Raw genomic sequence first — 19,365 nt, forward strand, 5'->3', positions numbered from 1 at the left:
TGAGCACCATGAACGCAGTCCAGGAACCGCTGCACGAGCATCCCTTCGGGACGAACGTGGTTGCGATGGTCACCCCCTTCCATGCCGATGGAAGTCTCGATCTGGACAAGGCCGCCGTCCTGGCCGACCACCTCGTCTCCAAGGGGTGCGACGGCCTGGTCGTGTCCGGCACCACCGGCGAGTCGCCGACCACGACCGTGCCGGAGAAGCTCGAGTTGCTCCGTGTGGTCCTCGACGCGGTGGGCGATCGTGCCCGCATCACCCAGGGGGCGGGTAGCTACGACACCGCCGAGAGCGTGCGGTTCGCCATCGAGTCCGAGAAGGTCGGTGCGCACGCCCTTCTCGTCGTGACGCCCTATTACTCCAAGCCCCCGCAGGCCGGCATCCTCGCGCACTTCCGGACCGTTGCCGACGCCACCGCACTGCCGGTGCTGCTGTATGACATCCCGCCGCGGTCGGTCGTGCCGATCATGAACGAGACGATGCTCGCTCTCGCCGAACACCCGAACATCCGCGGCGTCAAGGACGCCAAGGGCGACCTCCACTCGGCCGCCGGTCTCATCGCGAGCGCCGGGCTGGAGTATCTCTCCGGTGAGGACGCACTGAACCTGCCCTGGCTGTCGATCGGCGCCACCGGTTACGTGAGCGTCATCGGCCACCTGGTCCCGGATCGCTTGCGCGACATGCAGATGGCTGTCGAGAAGGGTGACATGCAGGCGGCGCGGGCCATCAACACGTCCATGCTCCCGCTCGTCAACGCGATGGGCCGCCTCGGCGGCGTGACGATGGTGAAGGCGGCGCTGCGCATCCTCGGGCTCGACGTCGGGGACCCGCGTCTACCGCAGGTGCCCGCGACCGGGCACCAGATCGAGGAATTGATCGTCGACCTGCGAGCGGCAGGTGTGCTGCTCTGATGACCGACAACGACAGCCCCGACGCCGGCAACGCCCGCCCCCGGACACGACGCCGCGCGGCGTCACGCAGAGCCGGCCCGCCGGTTCCGCCGCCCGCGCAGGCCCCTGCTCCTGCACCACAGCCTCCCGCGGAACCACAGAACACCGCGGAACCACAGAACACCGCGGACCCACAGAACACCGCGCCGAAGGGTGCCCCCGTGAAAGCCGACGACCCGCGCCAGACTGAATCGGAAACGCCGAAACACGCGGCGAAACGATCCGGCCCGTCGGCCTCGAACAACCGACGAGGACGACACGAGCGTGGCGGCGACTCGCGGGGTCGCCGGAACGAACCGCAGGCCACCCCCGCGCCGGTCGACCGGCTGGGCACACCCCGCCGCCTGCCCAAGGGCGGGCTGCGCGTCGTCGCGCTCGGCGGCATCGGCGAGATCGGTCGCAACATGACCGTTTTCGAGTACGGCGGCCGGCTGCTCATCGTCGACTGCGGTGTGCTGTTCCCGGAGGACCAGCAGCCCGGCGTCGACCTGATCCTGCCCGACTTCCGCTACATCGAGGAGCGCATCGACGACGTCGACGCGGTGATCCTGACCCACGGTCACGAGGATCACATCGGCGCGATCCCGTTCCTGCTCCGCCTGCGCGGTGACATCCCGGTCATCGGGGCGAAGTTCACGCTGGCCCTGGTCGATGCCAAGTGTCGCGAACACCGGCTGCGCCCGAAACTCGTCGAGGTCACCGAGGGACAGCGAACCACCCACGGCCCGTTCGAGTGTGAGTACTTCGCCGTCAACCACTCGATCCCCGACGCACTCGCCGTCGCGATCCGCTCGCCTGCGGGTGTGGTCCTCCACACCGGGGACATCAAGCTCGACCAGCTTCCGCTCGATGGCCGGCTCACCGACCTGGCCGGGTTCAGCCGCCTCGGCGACGAGGGCGTCGACCTCTTCCTGGTCGACTCGACCAACGCCGAGGTTCCCGGTTTCGTGACGCCCGAGCGTCAGATCGGCGGGGTGCTCGACCAGGTCATCGGCAAGGCGCGCCAGCGGGTGATCGTGGCCTCGTTCGCGAGTCACGTCCACCGCATCCAGCAGATCATCGACGTCGCGCACAACCACAACCGTCGCGTCACCTTCGTGGGTCGGTCCATGGTGCGCAACATGCAGATCGCCCAGGATCTCGGATACCTGTCGGTGCCCGACGGCGTCGTCGTGGACCTCGACACCGCGGCGACGCTGCCCGACCACCGCGTCGTGCTGATCTCCACCGGGTCCCAGGGTGAACCGCTCTCCGCGTTGTCGCGTATGGCCCGTGGCGAGCACCGCCAGATCAACATCCGGGCCGACGACCTCGTCGTCCTGGCGTCGTCGCTGATCCCCGGCAACGAGAACTCCGTATTCGCCGTCGTCAACGGTCTGGCCAAGCGCGGCGCCACCGTCATCACGCAGCAGAGCGCGAAGGTGCATGTCTCCGGGCACGCGTCGGCGGGCGAGCTGCTGTACCTGTACAACGCCGTGCGGCCGTCGAACGCCATGCCGGTGCACGGCGAATGGCGGCACCTGCGCGCCAACGCCGCTCTCGCGGTCGCGACCGGGGTGCCCGAGGACCGCGTGGTGCTCGCCGAGGACGGGGTCGTCGTCGACCTCGTCGACGGGCGCGCCGAGATCGTCGGACGGGTCCCGGTCGGGCACGTGTACGTGGACGGGCTGTCGGTGGGAGACGTGGGGGAGTCCACGCTCTCCGAACGGCTGGTGCTCGGCGAGGGCGGGTTCATCGCCATCGCCGTCGCCGTCGATGCGACGACCGGTCGTCCGGTCAACACACCGGAGGTGTCCGGGCGCGGATTCTCCGACGATCCCGAGGCGCTCAAAGAGGCCGCTGACATCGTCAACCAGACACTCGACTCGCTGGCCGCCGAGGGCGTCACCGACACCCATCGCATCGCGCAGGGCATTCGACGCGCGGTGGGTCGCTGGGTGTCCACGGCATACCGTCGCCGTCCGATGATCGTGCCGACGGTCATGGCCGTCGGCGACTGACGGCCGGCAAGGAACAGAACTCCCGCCGTGTCGCTACGGTGGTCGTGTGACTGGTGCGCAGAATGAAAGAGCAGCCCTCGTCGAGACCCTGAAGAAGGTCGGGCCCGACGCGCCCACCCTCTGCGACGGCTGGACGACGCGGGATCTGTTGGCCCATCTCGTCGTCCGGGAACGCCGGCCCGACACCGGGCCCGGCATCCTCATCCCGGCGTTCGCTGGGTACACCGAGAAGGTGCGGGCCCGAGCAGCGGACAAGGACTGGGACTCCCAGCTCGAACTCCTCGCGTCGGGTCCACCGATGTTCTCTCCGTTCAAGCTCATCGACCGGTTCGCGAACCTGACCGAGATGTTCGTCCACCACGAGGACGTCCTGCGCGGCGGGGCCGACCCGGCGGGTCAGTGGACACCCCGCGCGTTGTCTCCCGACCTCGAGGCCGAATTGCGCGGTCCCGTGAAGTCGATGGGCAGGCTGACCCTCAAGAAGGTTCCGGGGCGGGTGACCCTGCGCACGACCGACGGCGACGACCTGGCGACGGTCGGTACCGGCGACGAGGTGGTCGTCACCGGTCGAGTCGGCGAGCTGGTCCTGTTCGCCTTCGGACGCGAACCGCTGGACGTGACCTACTCCGGCGACGACGCGGCGATCGCGCGCGTCAAGCAGAGCTCGCGCGGACTGTAACCGGTCACAACTTCGACACGCGTGCCTTTGTCTGTGTTGCCCGTGTGACTGATGTGACCGACGCACACTAGTCTGTCGGTATGGCTTCGAAGGCAAGCACGGGTTCACGCGCGTCCGCGGCACGTGGCGCCGGCGGGACCGGCGCGCGTACGCGCAGCGGCGCGTCGGCGAGCGCCAAGCGTTCCGGTGGCACGACCTCCGGGACCAGGGCGGCCGGGGCACGGGGGTCGGGCGCGCGCAGTTCGGGAGGCAAGGGCTCGGCGACCAAGGTTTCGGCGGGCAAGGGTTCGGCGGGCAAGGGCACCGGGACGCGTGGAGGAGGTCGGTCGGGATCCGGCGGTTCGTCGCGTGGCACGACGCGCTCGGCGACCGCGTCGCCGCGAAGGCGCGACACCTCGGCCTCCGCGGAATCGGTCGACCTGCACCGTCGTTCGGTGGCCGCGGCCGGTGCGTCGGCGGTGGGGAAGGGTATCGGCGCGGGTTGGTCACTGTTCGCCCGTGGGGTCGGCAGTGCGGCGCGGGTCGGTTCGGGCGTGGGGCGCGGACCCCGCGTCTCCGACGGCGATTTCGACATCGACGACATCGATGGTGACGACTACGACGGCCACGACGACGATCCGTTCGACGAGGACGGTCGGCGGGGCGGGTCGGGCGGCCACAGCCACCGCCGCGACGGGACGGCGCTCGGACTGCTGGCATTCGGTCTGCTCGTGGGTGCCAGCGTGTGGTTCGGCGCCGCGGGCCCGGTCGGAGCCTTCATCGAGGCGTTGACCCGTGCGGTCATCGGTTCGGCAGCAGTCCTGCTGCCCCTCGCGCTGGTCGCCCTGGCCATCGTGCTCATGCGACGCCCGGCCGCGCCGGAGCGTCGTGGACGCTACCTGGGCGGCGGATTCCTGGTGGCGCTGCCGGCGCTCGGCCTGATGCATCTGATCGCCGGCGCGCCCCTCGACCTGCCCGGGCGATCGGGTGCGGCCGGATTCGTCGGATTCGCCGTCGGCACTCCGCTGACCGCAGGCGTCACGGCCTGGGTCTCGGTGCCGATCCTGTTGCTGTGCATGGCTTTCGGCGTGCTGATCCTGAGTGGGCGGACGGTCCGCGAGGTCGTCGACGCCGCAGGCGGGTACCTCGGCCTCGGGGTCGCGGGCACGCATGACGACGCCCCGTGGGACGACCTCGCCTGGGACGAGGACGCCGAGGACTACGACGATCCCGACTTCGGGGACCCGTCTGACGTTGGCGCTCCCGAGCCCGACGCCGACGACTTCGACGGTTACGACTCCGGCGTCCTGGCGTCACGAGCCCGTCGCCGGCCGTATTCGTCCGACCCGTACGACAACTACCCGCCGGATTCGACGCCCTCGCGGTCGTCCGGGCGTACGTCGCGGCGGACCCCACCCGATCTCGCCGACCTCAAGCCCGTCGAAGAGGCGGTCACCGAGAATTTCGCGGATGCCCTGACCGAGCCCCTCGGTGCGGAGCCCGATCAGCCCACCGAGGTGATCGCACCGCGCGCACGAACATCGCCGTCGCGACGGCCCACGCCCGCCGCGCGACCCGCGCCACGGCCCGAGCCCGAGCCTGCGCCGGAGCCCGACGTCGACGAGGAGGCGTTCACCCCGTCGGAGCCCGTGGCGGAGGGCGACTACATCCTGCCTCCCCCCGGTCTGCTGCTCGAGGGCGATCCGCCGAAGATGGGCAGCAGCGCCAACGACGACATGATCGACCGGATGACCGGCGTTCTCGATCAGTTCAAGATCGACGCGGCGGTCACCGGTTACACGCGCGGACCCACCGTCACCCGGTACGAGGTCGAGCTGGGTCCGGGCGTGAAGGTCGAGAAGATCACCGCCCTGCAACGCAACATCGCCTACGCGGCAGCCACGGACAACGTCCGTCTGCTCGCGCCGATCCCGGGCAAGTCCGCAGTCGGCATCGAGGTGCCGAACTCGGATCGCGAGATGGTGCGCCTCGCCGACGTTCTCAACGCGTCGTCGACCCGCAAGGACAAACACCCGCTGGTGATCGGTCTCGGCAAGGACATCGAGGGTGACTTCGTCAGTGCCAACCTGGCGAAGATGCCGCACCTGCTGGTCGCCGGTTCGACCGGTTCGGGTAAGTCCAGCTTCGTCAACTCGATGCTGGTGTCGCTGCTGAGTCGTGCGACGCCCGACCAGGTACGCATGATCCTCATCGACCCGAAGATGGTGGAGCTCACGCCGTATGAGGGCATCCCGCACCTGATCACGCCCATCATCACCCAGCCGAAGAAGGCCGCCGCGGCTCTGGCGTGGCTCGTCGAGGAGATGGAGCAGCGCTACCAGGACATGAAGGCCTCGCGGGTCCGTCACATCGACGACTTCAATTCGAAGGTCCGCTCCGGAGACATCACCACCCCGCTGGGCAGCGAACGCGTCTACAAGCCGTATCCCTACATCCTCGCGATCGTCGATGAGCTCGCCGACCTGATGATGACGGCACCGCGTGATGTCGAGGACGCGATCGTGCGCATCACCCAGAAGGCGCGTGCCGCGGGCATCCACCTGGTGCTCGCGACCCAGCGTCCGTCCGTGGACGTGGTCACCGGTCTGATCAAGACCAATGTGCCGTCGCGGCTGGCGTTCGCGACCTCATCGCTGACCGACTCGCGAGTCATCCTGGACCAGCCCGGTGCGGAGAAGCTCATCGGCATGGGCGACGGTCTGTTCCTGCCGATGGGGGCCAACAAGCCGGTCCGCATGCAGGGCGCCTACATCACCGACGAGGAGATCGCGGCGGTCGTCGACTTCACCAAGGAGCAGGCAGAGCCGGAGTACACCGAGGGCGTCACCGCGGCCAAGGCCGGCGACAAGAAGGACATCGACAGCGACATCGGCAACGACCTCGACGACCTCCTCCAGGCGATCGAACTCGTGGTGTCGAGTCAGTTCGGGTCGACGTCGATGCTGCAGCGCAAGCTGCGGGTCGGCTTCGCCAAGGCCGGCCGTCTGATGGACCTGATGGAGACCCGCGGGGTCGTCGGGCCGAGTGAGGGATCGAAGGCGCGTGAGGTGCTCGTCAAACCCGACGACCTCGCCGGCGTCATCGCCTCCATCACGGGCGGCGGCGACGAAACGGACAGTTCCGACAACTGAGACAGGTGCCTGACCTGGGGTTTCTGCGAGAGTGCTCCGGGGTGTATTAGGGTGGCCGCAGATCCATGAGGGGAGTATCCCCGACGCGGCGTCTCCGTCAATACGGTCTCGACCCGCGATGATGCCGATCATCGTCGCAATCGGGGCCCGGAGCGTCGGCCGCCCTGTCCGGCGGGAGAGACCTCTGGCTCGTCAGCCGTTGCTGCCTGCTGGAGGAATTCTGTGGATGTCTCTGTCTCCGTCTGGCTGATCACCTGTGCGGTGATCGTCGGACTGTTCGTTTTCGACTTCTTCACCCATGTGCGCGTCCCGCACGCACCGTCGCTCAAGGAATCCGGCATCTGGTCGGCGGTGTACATCTCGCTCGCCGTCGTTTTCGGCCTGTTCGTGTGGTGGCAATGGGGGTCGACGTATGGCGGTGAGTACTTCGCCGGCTACGTGACCGAGAAGGCCCTCTCGGTGGACAACCTCTTCGTCTTCGTCATCATCATGGCGAAGTTCGCGGTGCCCAAGGAGTACCAGCAGAAGGTGCTGCTCCTCGGCATCCTGATGGCGCTGGTGATGCGTGGTCTGTTCATCGCGGTCGGCGCTGCCGCGATCAACGCCTACAGCTGGGTGTTCTATCTGTTCGGTGCGTTCCTGATCTTCACCGCCGTGAAGTTGCTCCGTGAGAGCGACGATCCGGTGGAGCACGAGGAGGAGCGCGAGACGCGCCTGGAACGCTTCGTCAAGCGCTACCTGCGCACCCACGACTCGTATGACCGCGACAAGCTGTTCACCCGCGTCAACGGCAAGCGCCTCGCCACGCCGATGCTGATGGTGCTGATCGTGATCGGGTTCACCGACGTGCTGTTCGCGCTCGACTCGATCCCGGCGATCTACGGCCTCACCTCGGAGCCGTACCTCGTCTTCACCGCCAACGCGTTCGCCCTGATGGGTCTGCGCCAGCTGTACTTCCTCATCGGTGGCCTGCTCGACCGCCTGGTCTACCTGTCGATCGGCCTGTCCATCATCCTCGCGTTCATCGGCGTGAAGCTCGTGCTCCACGCCCTGCACGAGAACACGCTCGGATTCATCAACGGCGGCGAGCACGTCAGCGTCCCCGAGATCTCGACGCCGCTGTCGTTGTCGGTGATCCTCGGCGTGCTGGTGATCACGACGGTGGCCAGCCTGATCAAGAGCCGCGGCGTCGCGTCGAAGCCGGATGCCGACGCCTCCGGTTCGGAGAACGCGGGGTCCACGCCGCTCGACCGCTAGGTCGACGCGACGGGTGGACGCGGGTCACGCCGGGAACGGCCCGAACACCTGCGTCCACTCGTCGATCCGCACCGCGTCCACGGCCTCGTGGGCCTGGAACGGATCGTTGGCGAGGAATGCCTCCGCCGCCTCCAGGTCGGCCGCGCTGATCACGATCAGTGCACCCGAGCCGTCGGGGTACGGCCCGGCGATGAGGACGTTGCCCGCCTTGTTCTCCTCACCCAGCCATTCCCGGTGCAGTTTGCGGTGCTGGTCGCGCAGAGCGGCCTTGGCGGGGCGGTAGGTGTACTGCACGGCGAAGTAGGGCATGGTCACTCCTGCTCGATGGTTGCCAGCATCCGGGTGTTCCCCAGCGTGTTCGGTTTGACGTAACTCAGATCGAGGAATTCGGCGACACCGGTGTCGTACGACCGGCACATCTCCTCGAACACCTCGCGGGTCACGGGCGTGCCCTGGATCTCGGTGAAGCCGTGACGAGCGAAGAACGCGGTCTCGAAGGTCAGCACGAACACCCGGGACAGTTGCAGGTCCCGCGCCACGCTCATCAGCCGGTCGACGAGAAGATGACCGATGCCGCGGCCGGCGTGTGCGGTGTCGACCGCGACGGTGCGGACCTCGCCGAGGTCGGCCCAGAGAACGTGCAGCGCACCGCATCCGACGACAAGGCCGTCGACGTCGGCGACCCAGAACTCCTGCACCGATTCGTACAGTGTCACGAGGTTCTTCTCGAGCAGGATCTTGCCGGCGTACTGGTCGATGAGTTCCTTGATCCGGGGGACATCCGACGTGCGCGCGCGGCGGATCGCGACCTGATCGACGGGGGGCATGAGATCCCACCTTAGTCGTGTCGGAGGTCCGGCCGCCGTGCGGAGGCGACCTGTTCACCACGGTCGGCCGGACGGCCGATACCCTGATGGGCGTGCACGTGAGAATTGCCCTGAACTGCGGCGCCCCGCCGCGCTCGGGGGTGTGCTCGTGACCGACCGGATCAGGCGGGCGGTCGACGAGAAGGGCATCGCCAACGTCGGCCGCGGACCCGACCCCATCACCGACCCCGTCGACCCCGTTCCGGTGGTCAACATCGCGAACGCGCTGACGGTCTTCCGGATCGTCCTGGTCCCGGTGTTCCTGGTGACGCTGTTCATCGACTCGGGGGAGTCCACACTGTGGCGGTCCATCGCGACCGTCGTCTTCGGGGTCGCCGCGCTGACCGACCGCTACGACGGCCGCATCGCCCGCGAACGCGGCCTCATCACCGACTTCGGGAAGATGGCCGACCCCATCGCCGACAAGGCGCTGATCGGCGGGGCTCTCGTTGGACTCTCGATCCTCGGCATCCTCCCGTGGTGGGTCACCGTCGTCATCGTGGCCCGCGAGGTGTGGGTGACGGCGCTACGGTTCTGGGTTCTGCGGCACAAGGTGATCCCGGCCAGCCGCGGCGGCAAGCTCAAGACGCTGCTGCAGGCCCTCGCCATCGGCATGTACCTGCTCCCGCTCGGCGATCCGGGGCAGATCGCCGCCCACGTGCTCATGGGACTGGCGGTGGTCGCGACCATCTACACCGGGCTCGACTACACGTGGCAGGCGGTCAAGGTCCGGTCCGAGCGTGATGAGCCTGCTCCCGCGCCGGCGGCCACGCCCCGGCGTCCGGTCGGAGGAACCGGCGGCGGTCGGTGACTTCGACTATCGTCGGTCAGACGGTGCCGCGGGAACCCACCCGCGATGCGGTGCGTTGGGTAGGGCAGTAGAGAGGAGACTCGATGGCGGTGCTCTTACGGGAGGCGCTCGGCAACAGCCTGCGTCGGGTCCGTACACAGCAGGGTCGCACCCTGCGCGAGGTGTCCACCGGCGCGCGGGTGAGCCTCGGCTATCTCTCGGAGGTCGAGCGAGGTCAGAAAGAGGCGTCGAGCGAACTGCTCGCCGCGATCTGCGACGCCCTCGACGTGGAGATCGCCGATCTGCTCCTCGAAGTCGGCAGCGCGATGCGACCTGCCGGTGCCGAACCCGTCGTGGTCGGCGCGGGGCCGCTGGGCGAATCCGCCGACGCGCAGACCGCCGAGGCCGGGCTGACGGCGACCAAGGTCGTGATCCCCGCACCTTCGGCGCGCCGCGACGCCACAGCGCTCGCCGCGGCCTGACGGTCGACTGCCCGACAGCCGACCGAACGACACCGTCTCATCGCGATCCGGCAGACGCTAGATTGGTCTGCAGAGTTCTCAGACCCCTGAATGGAGTACGAAGAGCATGGCGAACCCGTTCGTGAAGTTGTGGCGCTACCTTTCGGCACTCGGCAACGCGAAGATCGACGAACACGCGGACCCGAAGGTCCAGATCCAGCAGGCGATCGAGGATGCGCAGCGTCAGCACCAGGCGCTGTCGCAGCAGGCGGCGTCGGTCATCGGCAACCAGCGTCAGCTGGAAATGAAGCTGAACCGCCAGCTCGAGGACATCGAGCGACTGCAGGCCAACACCCGCCAGGCACTCACGCTGGCCGATCAGGCAGCGGCAGCGGGCGACACCCAGAAGGCCACCGAATACACCAACGCCGCCGAGGCCTTCGCCGCACAACTGGTGACCGCCGAGCAGAGCGTCGAAGACCTCAAATCGCTGCACGACCAGTCGCTGCAGGCCGCCGACCAGGCCAAGAAGGCCGTCGAGCGCAACGCGATGATCCTGCAGCAGAAGCTCGCCGAGCGGTCCAAGCTGCTCAGCCAGCTCGAGCAGGCCAAGATGCAGGAGCAGGTCTCTGCCTCGCTCAACCAGATGAGCGAGCTGTCGGTGCCCGGCAACACGCCGAGCCTCGACCAGGTCCGCGACAAGATCGAGCGCCGCTACGCGAACGCACTCGGTTCGGCCGAGCTGGCCAAGAACTCGGTGCAGGGCCGCATGCAGGAGGTCGAGCAGGCCGGAATCCAGATGGCCGGACACTCTCGTCTCGAGCAGATCCGTGCCAGCATGCGCGGTGATGCACTGCCGGCCGCCGGTACGGCCGCTCCCGGACTGCAGAAGCCGGCAGCGCAGGCCGCGCCGCCCACCACCGAGCCCCCGCAGCAGGGCTGATCCGCGTCGCGATAGTCGCCGGGTCCGACGCCGGGCACGCGTTTCCGGCGTTCGCACTCGCCGAGCGGTTCGCCGCCGCGGGTGATGAGGCGACGGTGTACACCTCGCTCGACTGGTCGCGGGCCGCACGCCGCCGCGGCATCGACCTCGCCGAGCTGCCCGCATTGCGCGCCGAGGACGCCGACGACGACACCGACGCGGGCGCCAAGCTCAGTGACCGGGCGGCCCGCATGGCGGTGCCGCTCGCGGAGCACCTGCGCACCTCCGGAGCCGACGTCGTCGTGTCCGATGTGATCACCGTCGGGGGCGGGTGGGCCGCCCAGCTGTGTGGACTGCCTTGGGTCGAATTGTCGCCCCATCCGCTGTACCTTCCGTCGCGGGGTCTGCCGCCCATCGGCTCGGGTCTTGCCCCGGGCCGTGGTGTGCGAGGCCGGCTCCGGGACACCCTGATGCGGGCCGCGACGGCGTCGTCGATCCGAAAAGGCTTGCGGCAGAGGCGAGATGCCCGGCGCACGATCGGCCTCGGGGAAGTGGACCCGGAGCCGTCGGCTCGGCTGGTGGCCACGCTGCCCGGCCTCGAGGTCCCCCGCCCGGACTGGCCGTCGGACACCCACATCGTCGGCCCGCTGGTGTGGGAACCGACCGATGAGGTGTTCGGGCGGCCCGTCGGCGACGCACCGCTCGTCGTCCTCGCGCCGTCGACCGCGCAGACCGGCGCACCCGACATGATCGGTGTCGCGCTCGAGGCGCTCGCGGCCTCCTCGCTGGGACTGCAGGTCCGCGTCGTGGTCTCGGGACTCCGACAGCCCGATGACGCCGCCCTCGCGCGCTTCGGCGACGATGCGGGCGCCGACATGCTGACATCCGGCCTGGGCCGGCAGGACGAGGTTCTCGCGCACGCCGATCTGCTCATCTGCGGTTCCGGTCATGGCATCCTCGCCAAGGCGATGATGGCGGGTGTGCCGGTGGTCGCGGTTCCCGGTGGGGGAGACCAGTGGGAACTCGCGACCCGCGTGGATCGCGCCGGCGCGGGCCGGGTCGTGCGCCCGGTCACCGCGGCCGGACTCGCCGACGCCGTGCGGGAGGTGCTCGACGGTCCGGCGTTCGCCCATTCCGCGCGGGGGATCGGCGACACGGTGGCCGACACGGTGGACCCGGTGGCGGTCGTACGTCGCGTGTTCGCCGCCGCGTCCGCGTCACCTAGGCTGGGCTCGTGCGCCTGACCGAGTTCACCGAGCTGATGACCATCGAATTCGGTGTGTCCGCAGCAGATTCGATCCTGTCCGATCACGTCCTGATCGACGTCGGCGGGCGCACCGGGTCCCAGGCGATCGACGACGGTGTGGACCCTCGCGACGTGTGGATCGCCATCTGTCGCGACTTCGACGTGCCGCGTCATCGTTGGTGACGCATGCCCGCGTGTCGCACTTGCCATCGAACAGGTGTTCGTTCATCCTGGTGCCAGATCGAACGGATTCGATGGAACCTGACGGACCGCACCTGCGTCTGAAGAGTTGTCGGACCCACCGGCTACCTTTCACCACATGAACGCCCGGACCGCACAGACCGCCCGCCGGAAATCCGGCCCGCAACCGAGGAGAACTGCCATGGCACCCGCGCCCCAAGACCGTGAGAAGGCCCTCGACCTGGCCCTCGCGCAGATCGACAAGAACTTCGGCAAGGGCTCGGTGATGCGTCTGGGCGAAGAGACCCGTCAGCCCATCGAGATCATCCCGACCGGCTCGATCGCCCTGGATGTGGCCCTGGGCATCGGCGGTCTGCCCCGCGGCCGAGTCGTCGAGATCTACGGCCCGGAATCCTCGGGTAAGACGACGGTCGCCCTGCACGCGGTCGCCAACGCGCAGGCGCTGGGCGGCATCGCGGCGTTCATCGACGCCGAGCATGCGCTCGATCCCGATTACGCCGCCAAGCTCGGTGTCGACACCGACGCGCTCCTGGTGTCCCAGCCCGACACCGGTGAGCAGGCACTGGAGATCGCGGACATGCTGATCCGATCCGGGGCACTCGACATCCTGGTCATCGACTCGGTCGCAGCGCTCGTCCCGAAGGCCGAGATCGAGGGCGAGATGGGCGACAGCCACGTCGGTCTGCAGGCACGCCTGATGAGCCAGGCGCTGCGCAAGATGACCTCCGCGCTCAACCAGTCGAAGACCACCGCGATCTTCATCAACCAGCTGCGCGAGAAGATCGGCGTGATGTTCGGTTCGCCCGAGACCACAACCGGCGGTAAGGCATTGAAGTTCTACTCGTCGGTGCGCCTCGACGTCCGTCGTATCGAGACCCTGAAGGACGGCACCGACGCGGTCGGCAACCGGACCCGCGTCAAGGTCGTCAAGAACAAGGTCGCCCCGCCCTTCAAGCAGGCGGAGTTCGACATCCTCTACGGCCAGGGCATCAGCAAGGAGGGCTCGCTGATCGACATGGGCGTCGCCGAAGGCTTCATCCGCAAGTCGGGATCGTGGTTCACCTACGAGGGTGATCAGCTCGGGCAGGGCAAGGAGAACGCCCGCAAGTTCCTCCTCGAGAACGTCGACATCCGCGACGAGATCGAGAAGAAGATCAAAGAGAAGCTCGGTATCGGCGCGACGGTCGACGCCGACGACATCGCACCCGCCCCGGTGGAGTTCTGAGGCTGGCTTTGGGCGAGGCACCGGACCCCGAGAAGACGCGGCCGCGTCGGGAGAAAGATTCCGACCGGAAGGGACCCAGCGCATGGGACTCGGCACTGCGACTCCTCGGGGTCCGTGCGCGTTCACGGCAGGAAATGCGTGACCGCTTGAGTCGCAAGGGTTTCGACGCTGACACCGTCGACGACGTGATGGAACGGCTCGACGGGCACGGTCTCCTCGACGACGAGGAGTTCGCGTCCGAGTGGGTCCGTTCCCGGCACCTCAACTCAGGGAAGGGGCGCGTCGCGCTCCGGCACGAACTGCGGACCAAGGGAGTCGACGAGTCCGTCATCGCCGAGGCTCTCGCCGACATCGATCCCGCCGGCGAGCGCGAGATCGCGGCCGGACTGGTGGAGCGCAAGCTGACCGCGTCGATGGCCGAACGGGTCGCCGGTGACCGGGCAGAACGCGACAAGGCCATGCGGCGTCTCGTCGGAATGCTGGTGCGGCGCGGGTACTCTCAATCGTTGGCGTTCGACGTGGTGGGTGAGGCGCTCAACGCGCTGCAGAGCAGCGGCTGAGCACCTCACGCCTGTCGCACTTCAGGCCCTGTCGCACTTCACCCCTGTCACCGTCCGGTCGGCAGATTCTCCGACGCCGCGAGCTCGGTCGCCTCGGGATCGGCGGGGGGCGCCGACGACCGGCGTCCCTGCCGGAGCCGCCGCTCGAGAGCGGTCGCGAAGGTCGACAGACCGAAGTTGATGAGGATCATGATGACGGCGACGACGATCAGTGCGGGGATGTAGTTGCCATACCGCGAGGCCGACAACAGTCCACTGCGCACCACCTCGGAGTATCCGATGATGTAGCCCAGTGCACTGTCCTTCAAGGCCACGACCATCTGCGAGATGAGCGCGGGCATCATGGCCGTGATCGCCTGGGGGAGCAGGACGATGCGCATCATCTGGCTCTTGCGCAGACCCAGCGCCATCGACGCCTCGGTCTGCCCCTTGGGCAGCGAATTGATCCCTGATCGCAGGATCTCGGCCATCACCGAGGCGTTGTACAGGGTCAGGCCGGTGACGACGGCGGCGAAGGCCAGCGCCGACGACGGGAAGATGCCGTAGATCGCGAACAGGAACCAGGTGAACACCATCAGGATCAGCACCGGGATGGCGCGGAAGACCTCGACGAACAGCCCCGCCAGCGTCCGTACCCACAGATGATCGGACAGACGGCCGATGCCCAGGGCGGCGCCGAGCAGCAGCGACAGCACGATCGACACCGCTGCGGCGGTGAGGGTTCGCCACAGCCCGGGCAGGATGTAGCCGGTCCACGTGCTCCACGTGACGAAGGGTGACCACTTTTCGCCGGTGAACTGATCGTTGGCCGCCAGCACGGTGATGACATAGATCGCGATCGCGGCGAGGACGACGACGAACGCGACGGCCAGGAGCCGGTTGCGGGCGCGGGCGCGGGGGCCGGGGGCGTCGTAGAGGACGGTTGCGTCAGCACTCATCGTTTGACCGCCAGTCGCTTGGCGAGGTAGCCGAACACGGCGCCCTCGGTGAGGGTGATGATCATGAACCCGACCGCGATGACGCCGAAGATGACGAACAGCTGATCGGAGAAGGTCTCGATCTCGGTCTTCATCAGGGCAGCTGCTTCGGCGACGCCGATGACCGACGCGACGGTCGTGTTCTTGGTCAGGGCGATCAAGACGCTGCCGAGGGGGCCGATCACCGACCGGATGGCCTGTGGCAACACGATGACACCGAAGACCTGGGTGAACGACAACCCGAGGGACCGTGCCGCCTCGGCCTGCCCGATCGGGACGGTGTTGAAGCCCGAGCGCAGGGTCTCGCACACGAACGTCGAGGTGTAGAGGACGAAGGCGAGAACCGCGAGCCAGAAGTTGTTCGACTCGATCGTCGGGGCGAACGTGAGCCCGAGATTCTGGTAGAGGCCGATCGCGCAGAACAGCACCACGAGGGTGAGCGGTGTGTTGCGGACGATGTTCACGTAGACCTCGGCGAAGGCGCGCATCACCGGGACCGGGGAGACGCGCATGCCGGCGAGGACGGTGCCCCAGACCAGCGAGCCGATCGCGGAGTAGAAGGTCAACTGGATGGTCACCCAGAAGGCGGGCCACAGTTCGGGGCCCATGCTCTCCCACAGAGAGACGTCATTCATCGATTGTTCTCGTTCCTCACTGGAGCCCGGGCGGGCACGGCGTCGACGGCGAATCCAGGAACGTCAGGTCGCCGGGGTCGGGCCGGTAGGGGAATTTCGAATCCGGCCGGTCCGCGCGGGCGATGATCTCGTCCACGTAGGGGTTGCCGAGGGCTTCGCGTAGTGCGGCGTTCCAGGCGGACTCCCCACCGACGGCGGGGGCGAGCATCGCGTCGAGTGCCTTGTTCACGGCGTCCACGGAGGCGGTGTCGTCGAGCGCAAGCCCGACGCCGTAGCGCTCGGTGGAGAACGGGCTCCCGGCGGTCTTCAGCGCATCCTTGACGCACGCGTCTTTCAGGTACGTCATCTCGACGAGCTTGAACTCGCCTTCCCAGAAGTTGGAGTATCCGGCGAGGATCGCTTCATCGGTGGTCACGGCGTCGACCTTGTCTCGACGCAGGGCCTCCACGCAGGCCGAGTAGGAGTCGTACTCCTGGAGCTGAACGGCGGGCAGCTGCGCCTTGACGTTCTGGGCGGGGGTGGAGCCGGTGACCGAGCAGAGCTTCTTGCCCTTGTCGAGATCGGCGAGCTCGTCGATGGTGTCGTCATCGGCTCGCACCATGAGGCCCTGGTAGGTGACGAGGTACGGGCCGCCGAAGGAGACCTTCTTCGAGCGGGCCGCGTTGATGGAGTAGGTGGCGGCGATGAGGTCGACCTCGCCGTTGTCGATCATGGCCTCGCGCCGAGCCGAGGGCGTCTCCCGCCATGTGATCTCCGGGTGCGGGACGCCGAGCTCGTCGGCGATGTGGTCGACGACGTACCTCGACACCGAGGCGTCGAAACCCTCGACGTTGCCGTCGGGTTCGTAGAGGCCCAGGCCGGGCTGATCGAACTTGACTCCCAGGACGACCGAACCGTCGCGGATCGAATCGATCAGGTTGCGCGGTTCGGTGCTGCCGCAGGCGGACAGGACGGTGGCGAGCAGCGCGCCGACGGCGACGACCAGCCCCGCCGTCCGTAGCGGCCCACGAGCCCTCGTTCCGGCGGCGGGACGGGTCACCTGTCTCATGTCAGTGCCCCAGGATCTTGCCGAGGAAATCGCGGGCGCGATCCGTCTGCGGGTTGTCGAAGAAGGTCTCCGGCTCGGAGTCCTCGATGATCGCCCCGTCGGCCATGAAGATGATCCTGTCCGCGGCCTTGCGGGCGAACCCCATCTCGTGGGTGACGACCAGCATCGTCATGCCCTCCTTGGCGAGAGAGACCATGACGTCGAGCACTTCGTTGACCATCTCCGGGTCGAGCGCCGAGGTCGGTTCGTCGAACAACATGATCTTCGGGTCCATCGCCAGCGACCGGGCGATCGCCACCCGCTGCTGCTGTCCACCCGACAGCTGCGCCGGGTACTTGTCCTTCTGGCTGGCGATGCCGACGCGCTCGAGGAGCTCGAGTGCCCGCTTGGAGGCCTCGCCCTTCGACTTCTTGCGCACCTTGGTGGGTGCCAGCGTCACATTCTCGAGGATTGTCTTGTGCGAGAACAGGTTGAACGACTGGAAGACCATGCCGACGTCGGCGCGCAGGCGCGCCAGGTCCTTGCCCTCGGCCGGCAGCACCGCGCCCTCGACGAGGATCTCGCCGTCGTCGATCGGCTCGAGGCGGTTGATCGTGCGGCACAGCGTCGACTTGCCCGACCCGGACGGGCCGAGGACCACGACGACCTGGCCCGCCGGCACCTCGAAATCGATGTCCTTGAGCACGTGCAACGACCCGAAGTACTTCTGCACCCCCCGCATCGCGATCATCGGCTGGGACCCTGGGTCCGCGGACTTGCTCGGCGAAATGGTCATTGGGAAACCCTATCCGCCGACCTGGATCCGGGTGACCTGTGGGAGGCGATTTGCCTGCGCCCCGTACCCTCGTAGGAGTGAGTATCGAGTTGTCGGATCGGCCTGAGCAGGCAGCACCAGCCGCCCGGCGTTACCAGGTCCGGACCTACGGCTGCCAGATGAACGTCCACGATTCCGAACGCATCGCCGGCCTCCTCGAGGACGCGGGGTACGTCCGCGCCGCCGAGGGCGACGACCCAGACCTGGTCGTGTTCAACACGTGCGCGATCCGCGAGAACGCCGACAACAAGCTGTACGGGAATCTGTCGCATCTGGCCCCGGTCAAGTCGGACCGCCCCGGGATGCAGATCGCCGTCGGCGGGTGCCTGGCGCAGAAGGACAAGGACACGGTGCTGTCGAAGGCGCCGTGGGTCGATGTGGTGTTCGGGACCCACAACATCGGTTCGTTGCCCGCGCTGCTGGATCGGGCCCGCCACAACGACGCCGCGCAGGTGGAGATCCTCGATGCCCTGGAGCGGTTCCCGTCGAACCTGCCCGCCAAGCGTGACTCCGCGTACTCGGGTTGGGTGTCGGTCTCGGTCGGCTGCAACAACACCTGCACGTTCTGCATCGTCCCGTCGCTGCGCGGCAAAGAGGTCGACCGGCGGCCGGGCGAGGTGCTCGCCGAGGTGCAGGCCCTCGTCGACCAGGGGGTCGTCGAGGTGACGCTGCTCGGTCAGAACGTCAACGCCTACGGCATGTCCTTCGCCGACCCGGAACAGCCCCGCAATCGAGGAGCCTTCGCCGAACTGCTGCGCGCGTGCGGCGACATCGAGGGACTCGAGCGGGTGCGGTTCACCTCGCCGCATCCGGCGGAGTTCACCGACGACGTCATCGAGGCGATGGCGCAGACCCCCAACGTGTGCCCGCAGCTGCACATGCCCCTGCAGTCGGGCTCGGACCGCGTCCTGCGCGCGATGCGCCGCAGCTACCGGCAGTCCAAGTTCCTCGGCATCCTCGACAAGGTCCGCGACGCGATGCCGCACGCGGCCATCACCACCGACATCATCGTCGGGTTCCCGGGGGAGACCGAAGAGGATTTCCAGGCCACCCTCGACGTCGTCGAACGGGCGCGGTTCTCCAGCGCGTTCACGTTCCAGTACTCGCCGCGTCCCGGAACACCGGCCGCCACGATGACCGACCAGGTGCCCGCCGAGGTCGTCGCCGACCGGTATCAGCGCCTGATCGCGCTACAGGAGCGAATCTGCCTCGCGGAGAACGAAGCACTGATCGGCACCGAGGTGGAACTGCTCGTCGTCGCCGACGAGGGCCGCAAGTCGGCGAAGACCCGGCGCATGACCGGTCGCGCCCGCGACGGCCGACTCGTGCATTTCGCGGCGGGTGAGGCCGGCGGAATCCGACCCGGCGACGTGGTGCACACCGTGCTCACTGACGCCGCTCCGCATCACCTGATCGCCGACGGTGGGATCATCACGCACCGTCGCACCCGCGCCGGCGATGCGCACGAACAGAGTCGTACCCCCACCACCGGGCCGGTCGGCGTCGGTCTCGGACTCCCCGCCGTGGGTGTCCCCGCGCCCCTGCCGACCGCCGACGCCGGTTGCGGCAGCGCGTGCGGTAACTGACCACATCACGAAGT

19 protein-coding genes are annotated in these 19,365 nt (G+C 68.0%); 13 read left to right on the forward strand and 6 right to left on the reverse strand.

Annotation, left to right across the window (positions count from 1 at the left end; genetic code table 11):
• Positions 1-8 precede the first annotated feature (8 nt).
• The 5 genes from dapA to ACSUZC_RS10455 all read left to right on the forward strand — a co-directional run bounded on the left by dapA (position 9) and on the right by ACSUZC_RS10455 (position 8,020).
• On the forward strand, positions 9-914 hold the full coding sequence (dapA, locus tag ACSUZC_RS10435) for a 4-hydroxy-tetrahydrodipicolinate synthase (protein ID WP_439032711.1): 906 nt from the start codon (positions 9-11) through the stop codon (positions 912-914).
• The gene (locus tag ACSUZC_RS10440; RefSeq protein ID WP_439032712.1) at positions 914-2,953 is read left to right on the forward strand and encodes a ribonuclease J; all 2,040 of its coding nucleotides are present in this window, start codon (positions 914-916) and stop codon (positions 2,951-2,953) included. The genes dapA and ACSUZC_RS10440 overlap by 1 nt, the downstream gene beginning before the upstream one ends.
• A gap of 46 nt (positions 2,954-2,999) precedes the next feature.
• Positions 3,000-3,632 carry a TIGR03085 family metal-binding protein gene (locus tag ACSUZC_RS10445; RefSeq protein ID WP_439032713.1) on the forward strand — a complete coding sequence of 211 codons (633 nt, stop codon included), beginning with the start codon at positions 3,000-3,002 and terminating at the stop codon, positions 3,630-3,632.
• A gap of 80 nt (positions 3,633-3,712) precedes the next feature.
• Positions 3,713-6,763, forward strand: coding sequence for a DNA translocase FtsK (locus tag ACSUZC_RS10450; RefSeq protein WP_439032714.1), 3,051 nt, complete (start codon positions 3,713-3,715; stop codon positions 6,761-6,763).
• Between the two features lie 222 nt (positions 6,764-6,985).
• Positions 6,986-8,020, forward strand: coding sequence for a TerC family protein (locus ACSUZC_RS10455; RefSeq protein WP_439032715.1), 1,035 nt, complete (start codon positions 6,986-6,988; stop codon positions 8,018-8,020).
• A gap of 24 nt (positions 8,021-8,044) precedes the next feature.
• Here the strand turns inward: ACSUZC_RS10455 and ACSUZC_RS10460 are convergent, their stop codons facing one another.
• Positions 8,045-8,329 (reverse strand): YciI family protein, encoded by a 285-nt coding sequence (locus ACSUZC_RS10460; RefSeq protein ID WP_238419165.1) that lies wholly within the window; start codon positions 8,327-8,329, stop codon positions 8,045-8,047.
• A gap of 2 nt (positions 8,330-8,331) precedes the next feature.
• A complete protein-coding gene (locus ACSUZC_RS10465) occupies positions 8,332-8,847 on the reverse strand; it encodes an amino-acid N-acetyltransferase (protein ID WP_439032716.1) in 516 nt (171 codons plus the stop codon).
• A gap of 148 nt (positions 8,848-8,995) precedes the next feature.
• Between ACSUZC_RS10465 and pgsA the strand changes: the two genes are divergently transcribed.
• The 7 genes from pgsA (at position 8,996) to ACSUZC_RS10500 (ending at position 14,291) form a co-directional block, all read left to right on the forward strand.
• Complete coding sequence (gene pgsA, locus ACSUZC_RS10470) at positions 8,996-9,697, forward strand: CDP-diacylglycerol--glycerol-3-phosphate 3-phosphatidyltransferase (RefSeq protein WP_439032717.1); 702 nt, start codon at positions 8,996-8,998, stop codon at positions 9,695-9,697.
• Positions 9,698-9,780: 83 nt separating this feature from the next.
• On the forward strand, positions 9,781-10,158 hold the full coding sequence (locus tag ACSUZC_RS10475; protein WP_439032718.1) for a helix-turn-helix domain-containing protein: 378 nt from the start codon (positions 9,781-9,783) through the stop codon (positions 10,156-10,158).
• A 106-nt stretch (positions 10,159-10,264) separates the two neighbouring features.
• Complete coding sequence (gene pspA, locus ACSUZC_RS10480; protein ID WP_238419169.1) at positions 10,265-11,080, forward strand: phage shock protein PspA; 816 nt, start codon at positions 10,265-10,267, stop codon at positions 11,078-11,080.
• The gene (locus tag ACSUZC_RS10485; protein WP_439033080.1) at positions 11,080-12,303 is read left to right on the forward strand and encodes a glycosyltransferase; all 1,224 of its coding nucleotides are present in this window, start codon (positions 11,080-11,082) and stop codon (positions 12,301-12,303) included. The genes pspA and ACSUZC_RS10485 overlap by 1 nt, the downstream gene beginning before the upstream one ends.
• Positions 12,294-12,488, forward strand: a complete 195-nt coding sequence (locus ACSUZC_RS10490; RefSeq protein ID WP_439032719.1) for a DUF3046 domain-containing protein — start codon at positions 12,294-12,296, stop codon at positions 12,486-12,488. The genes ACSUZC_RS10485 and ACSUZC_RS10490 overlap by 10 nt, the downstream gene beginning before the upstream one ends.
• A 199-nt stretch (positions 12,489-12,687) precedes the next feature.
• Positions 12,688-13,731, forward strand: a complete 1,044-nt coding sequence (recA, locus tag ACSUZC_RS10495; protein WP_006436452.1) for a recombinase RecA — start codon at positions 12,688-12,690, stop codon at positions 13,729-13,731.
• Between the two features lie 8 nt (positions 13,732-13,739).
• A complete protein-coding gene (locus ACSUZC_RS10500) occupies positions 13,740-14,291 on the forward strand; it encodes a regulatory protein RecX (RefSeq protein ID WP_439032720.1) in 552 nt (183 codons plus the stop codon).
• A gap of 47 nt (positions 14,292-14,338) precedes the next feature.
• On the opposite strand, the gene ACSUZC_RS10505 is transcribed toward ACSUZC_RS10500, so the two are convergent.
• Genes ACSUZC_RS10505 through ACSUZC_RS10520 form a run of 4 tightly spaced genes read right to left on the reverse strand, consistent with a single transcriptional unit; the run spans position 14,339 to position 17,681 of the window.
• On the reverse strand, positions 14,339-15,229 hold the full coding sequence (locus ACSUZC_RS10505; RefSeq protein WP_439032721.1) for an amino acid ABC transporter permease: 891 nt from the start codon (positions 15,227-15,229) through the stop codon (positions 14,339-14,341).
• A complete protein-coding gene (locus ACSUZC_RS10510) occupies positions 15,226-15,903 on the reverse strand; it encodes an amino acid ABC transporter permease (protein WP_439032722.1) in 678 nt (225 codons plus the stop codon). Before ACSUZC_RS10510 ends, ACSUZC_RS10505 begins: the two co-directional genes overlap by 4 nt.
• Positions 15,904-15,919: 16 nt before the next feature.
• On the reverse strand, positions 15,920-16,951 hold the full coding sequence (locus ACSUZC_RS10515; protein ID WP_439032723.1) for a glutamate ABC transporter substrate-binding protein: 1,032 nt from the start codon (positions 16,949-16,951) through the stop codon (positions 15,920-15,922).
• 1 nt (position 16,952) lies between these two features.
• Positions 16,953-17,681 (reverse strand): amino acid ABC transporter ATP-binding protein, encoded by a 729-nt coding sequence (locus tag ACSUZC_RS10520; protein ID WP_439033081.1) that lies wholly within the window; start codon positions 17,679-17,681, stop codon positions 16,953-16,955.
• Positions 17,682-17,815: 134 nt separating this feature from the next.
• Here ACSUZC_RS10520 and miaB point away from each other — a divergent pair, with 134 nt between their 5' ends.
• Positions 17,816-19,351 carry a tRNA (N6-isopentenyl adenosine(37)-C2)-methylthiotransferase MiaB gene (gene miaB, locus ACSUZC_RS10525; RefSeq protein ID WP_439033082.1) on the forward strand — a complete coding sequence of 512 codons (1,536 nt, stop codon included), beginning with the start codon at positions 17,816-17,818 and terminating at the stop codon, positions 19,349-19,351.
• Positions 19,352-19,365 lie beyond the last annotated feature (14 nt).

This window comes from Gordonia terrae (assembly GCF_051789125.1).
GTDB classification, from domain to species: domain Bacteria; phylum Actinomycetota; class Actinomycetes; order Mycobacteriales; family Mycobacteriaceae; genus Gordonia; species Gordonia terrae_A.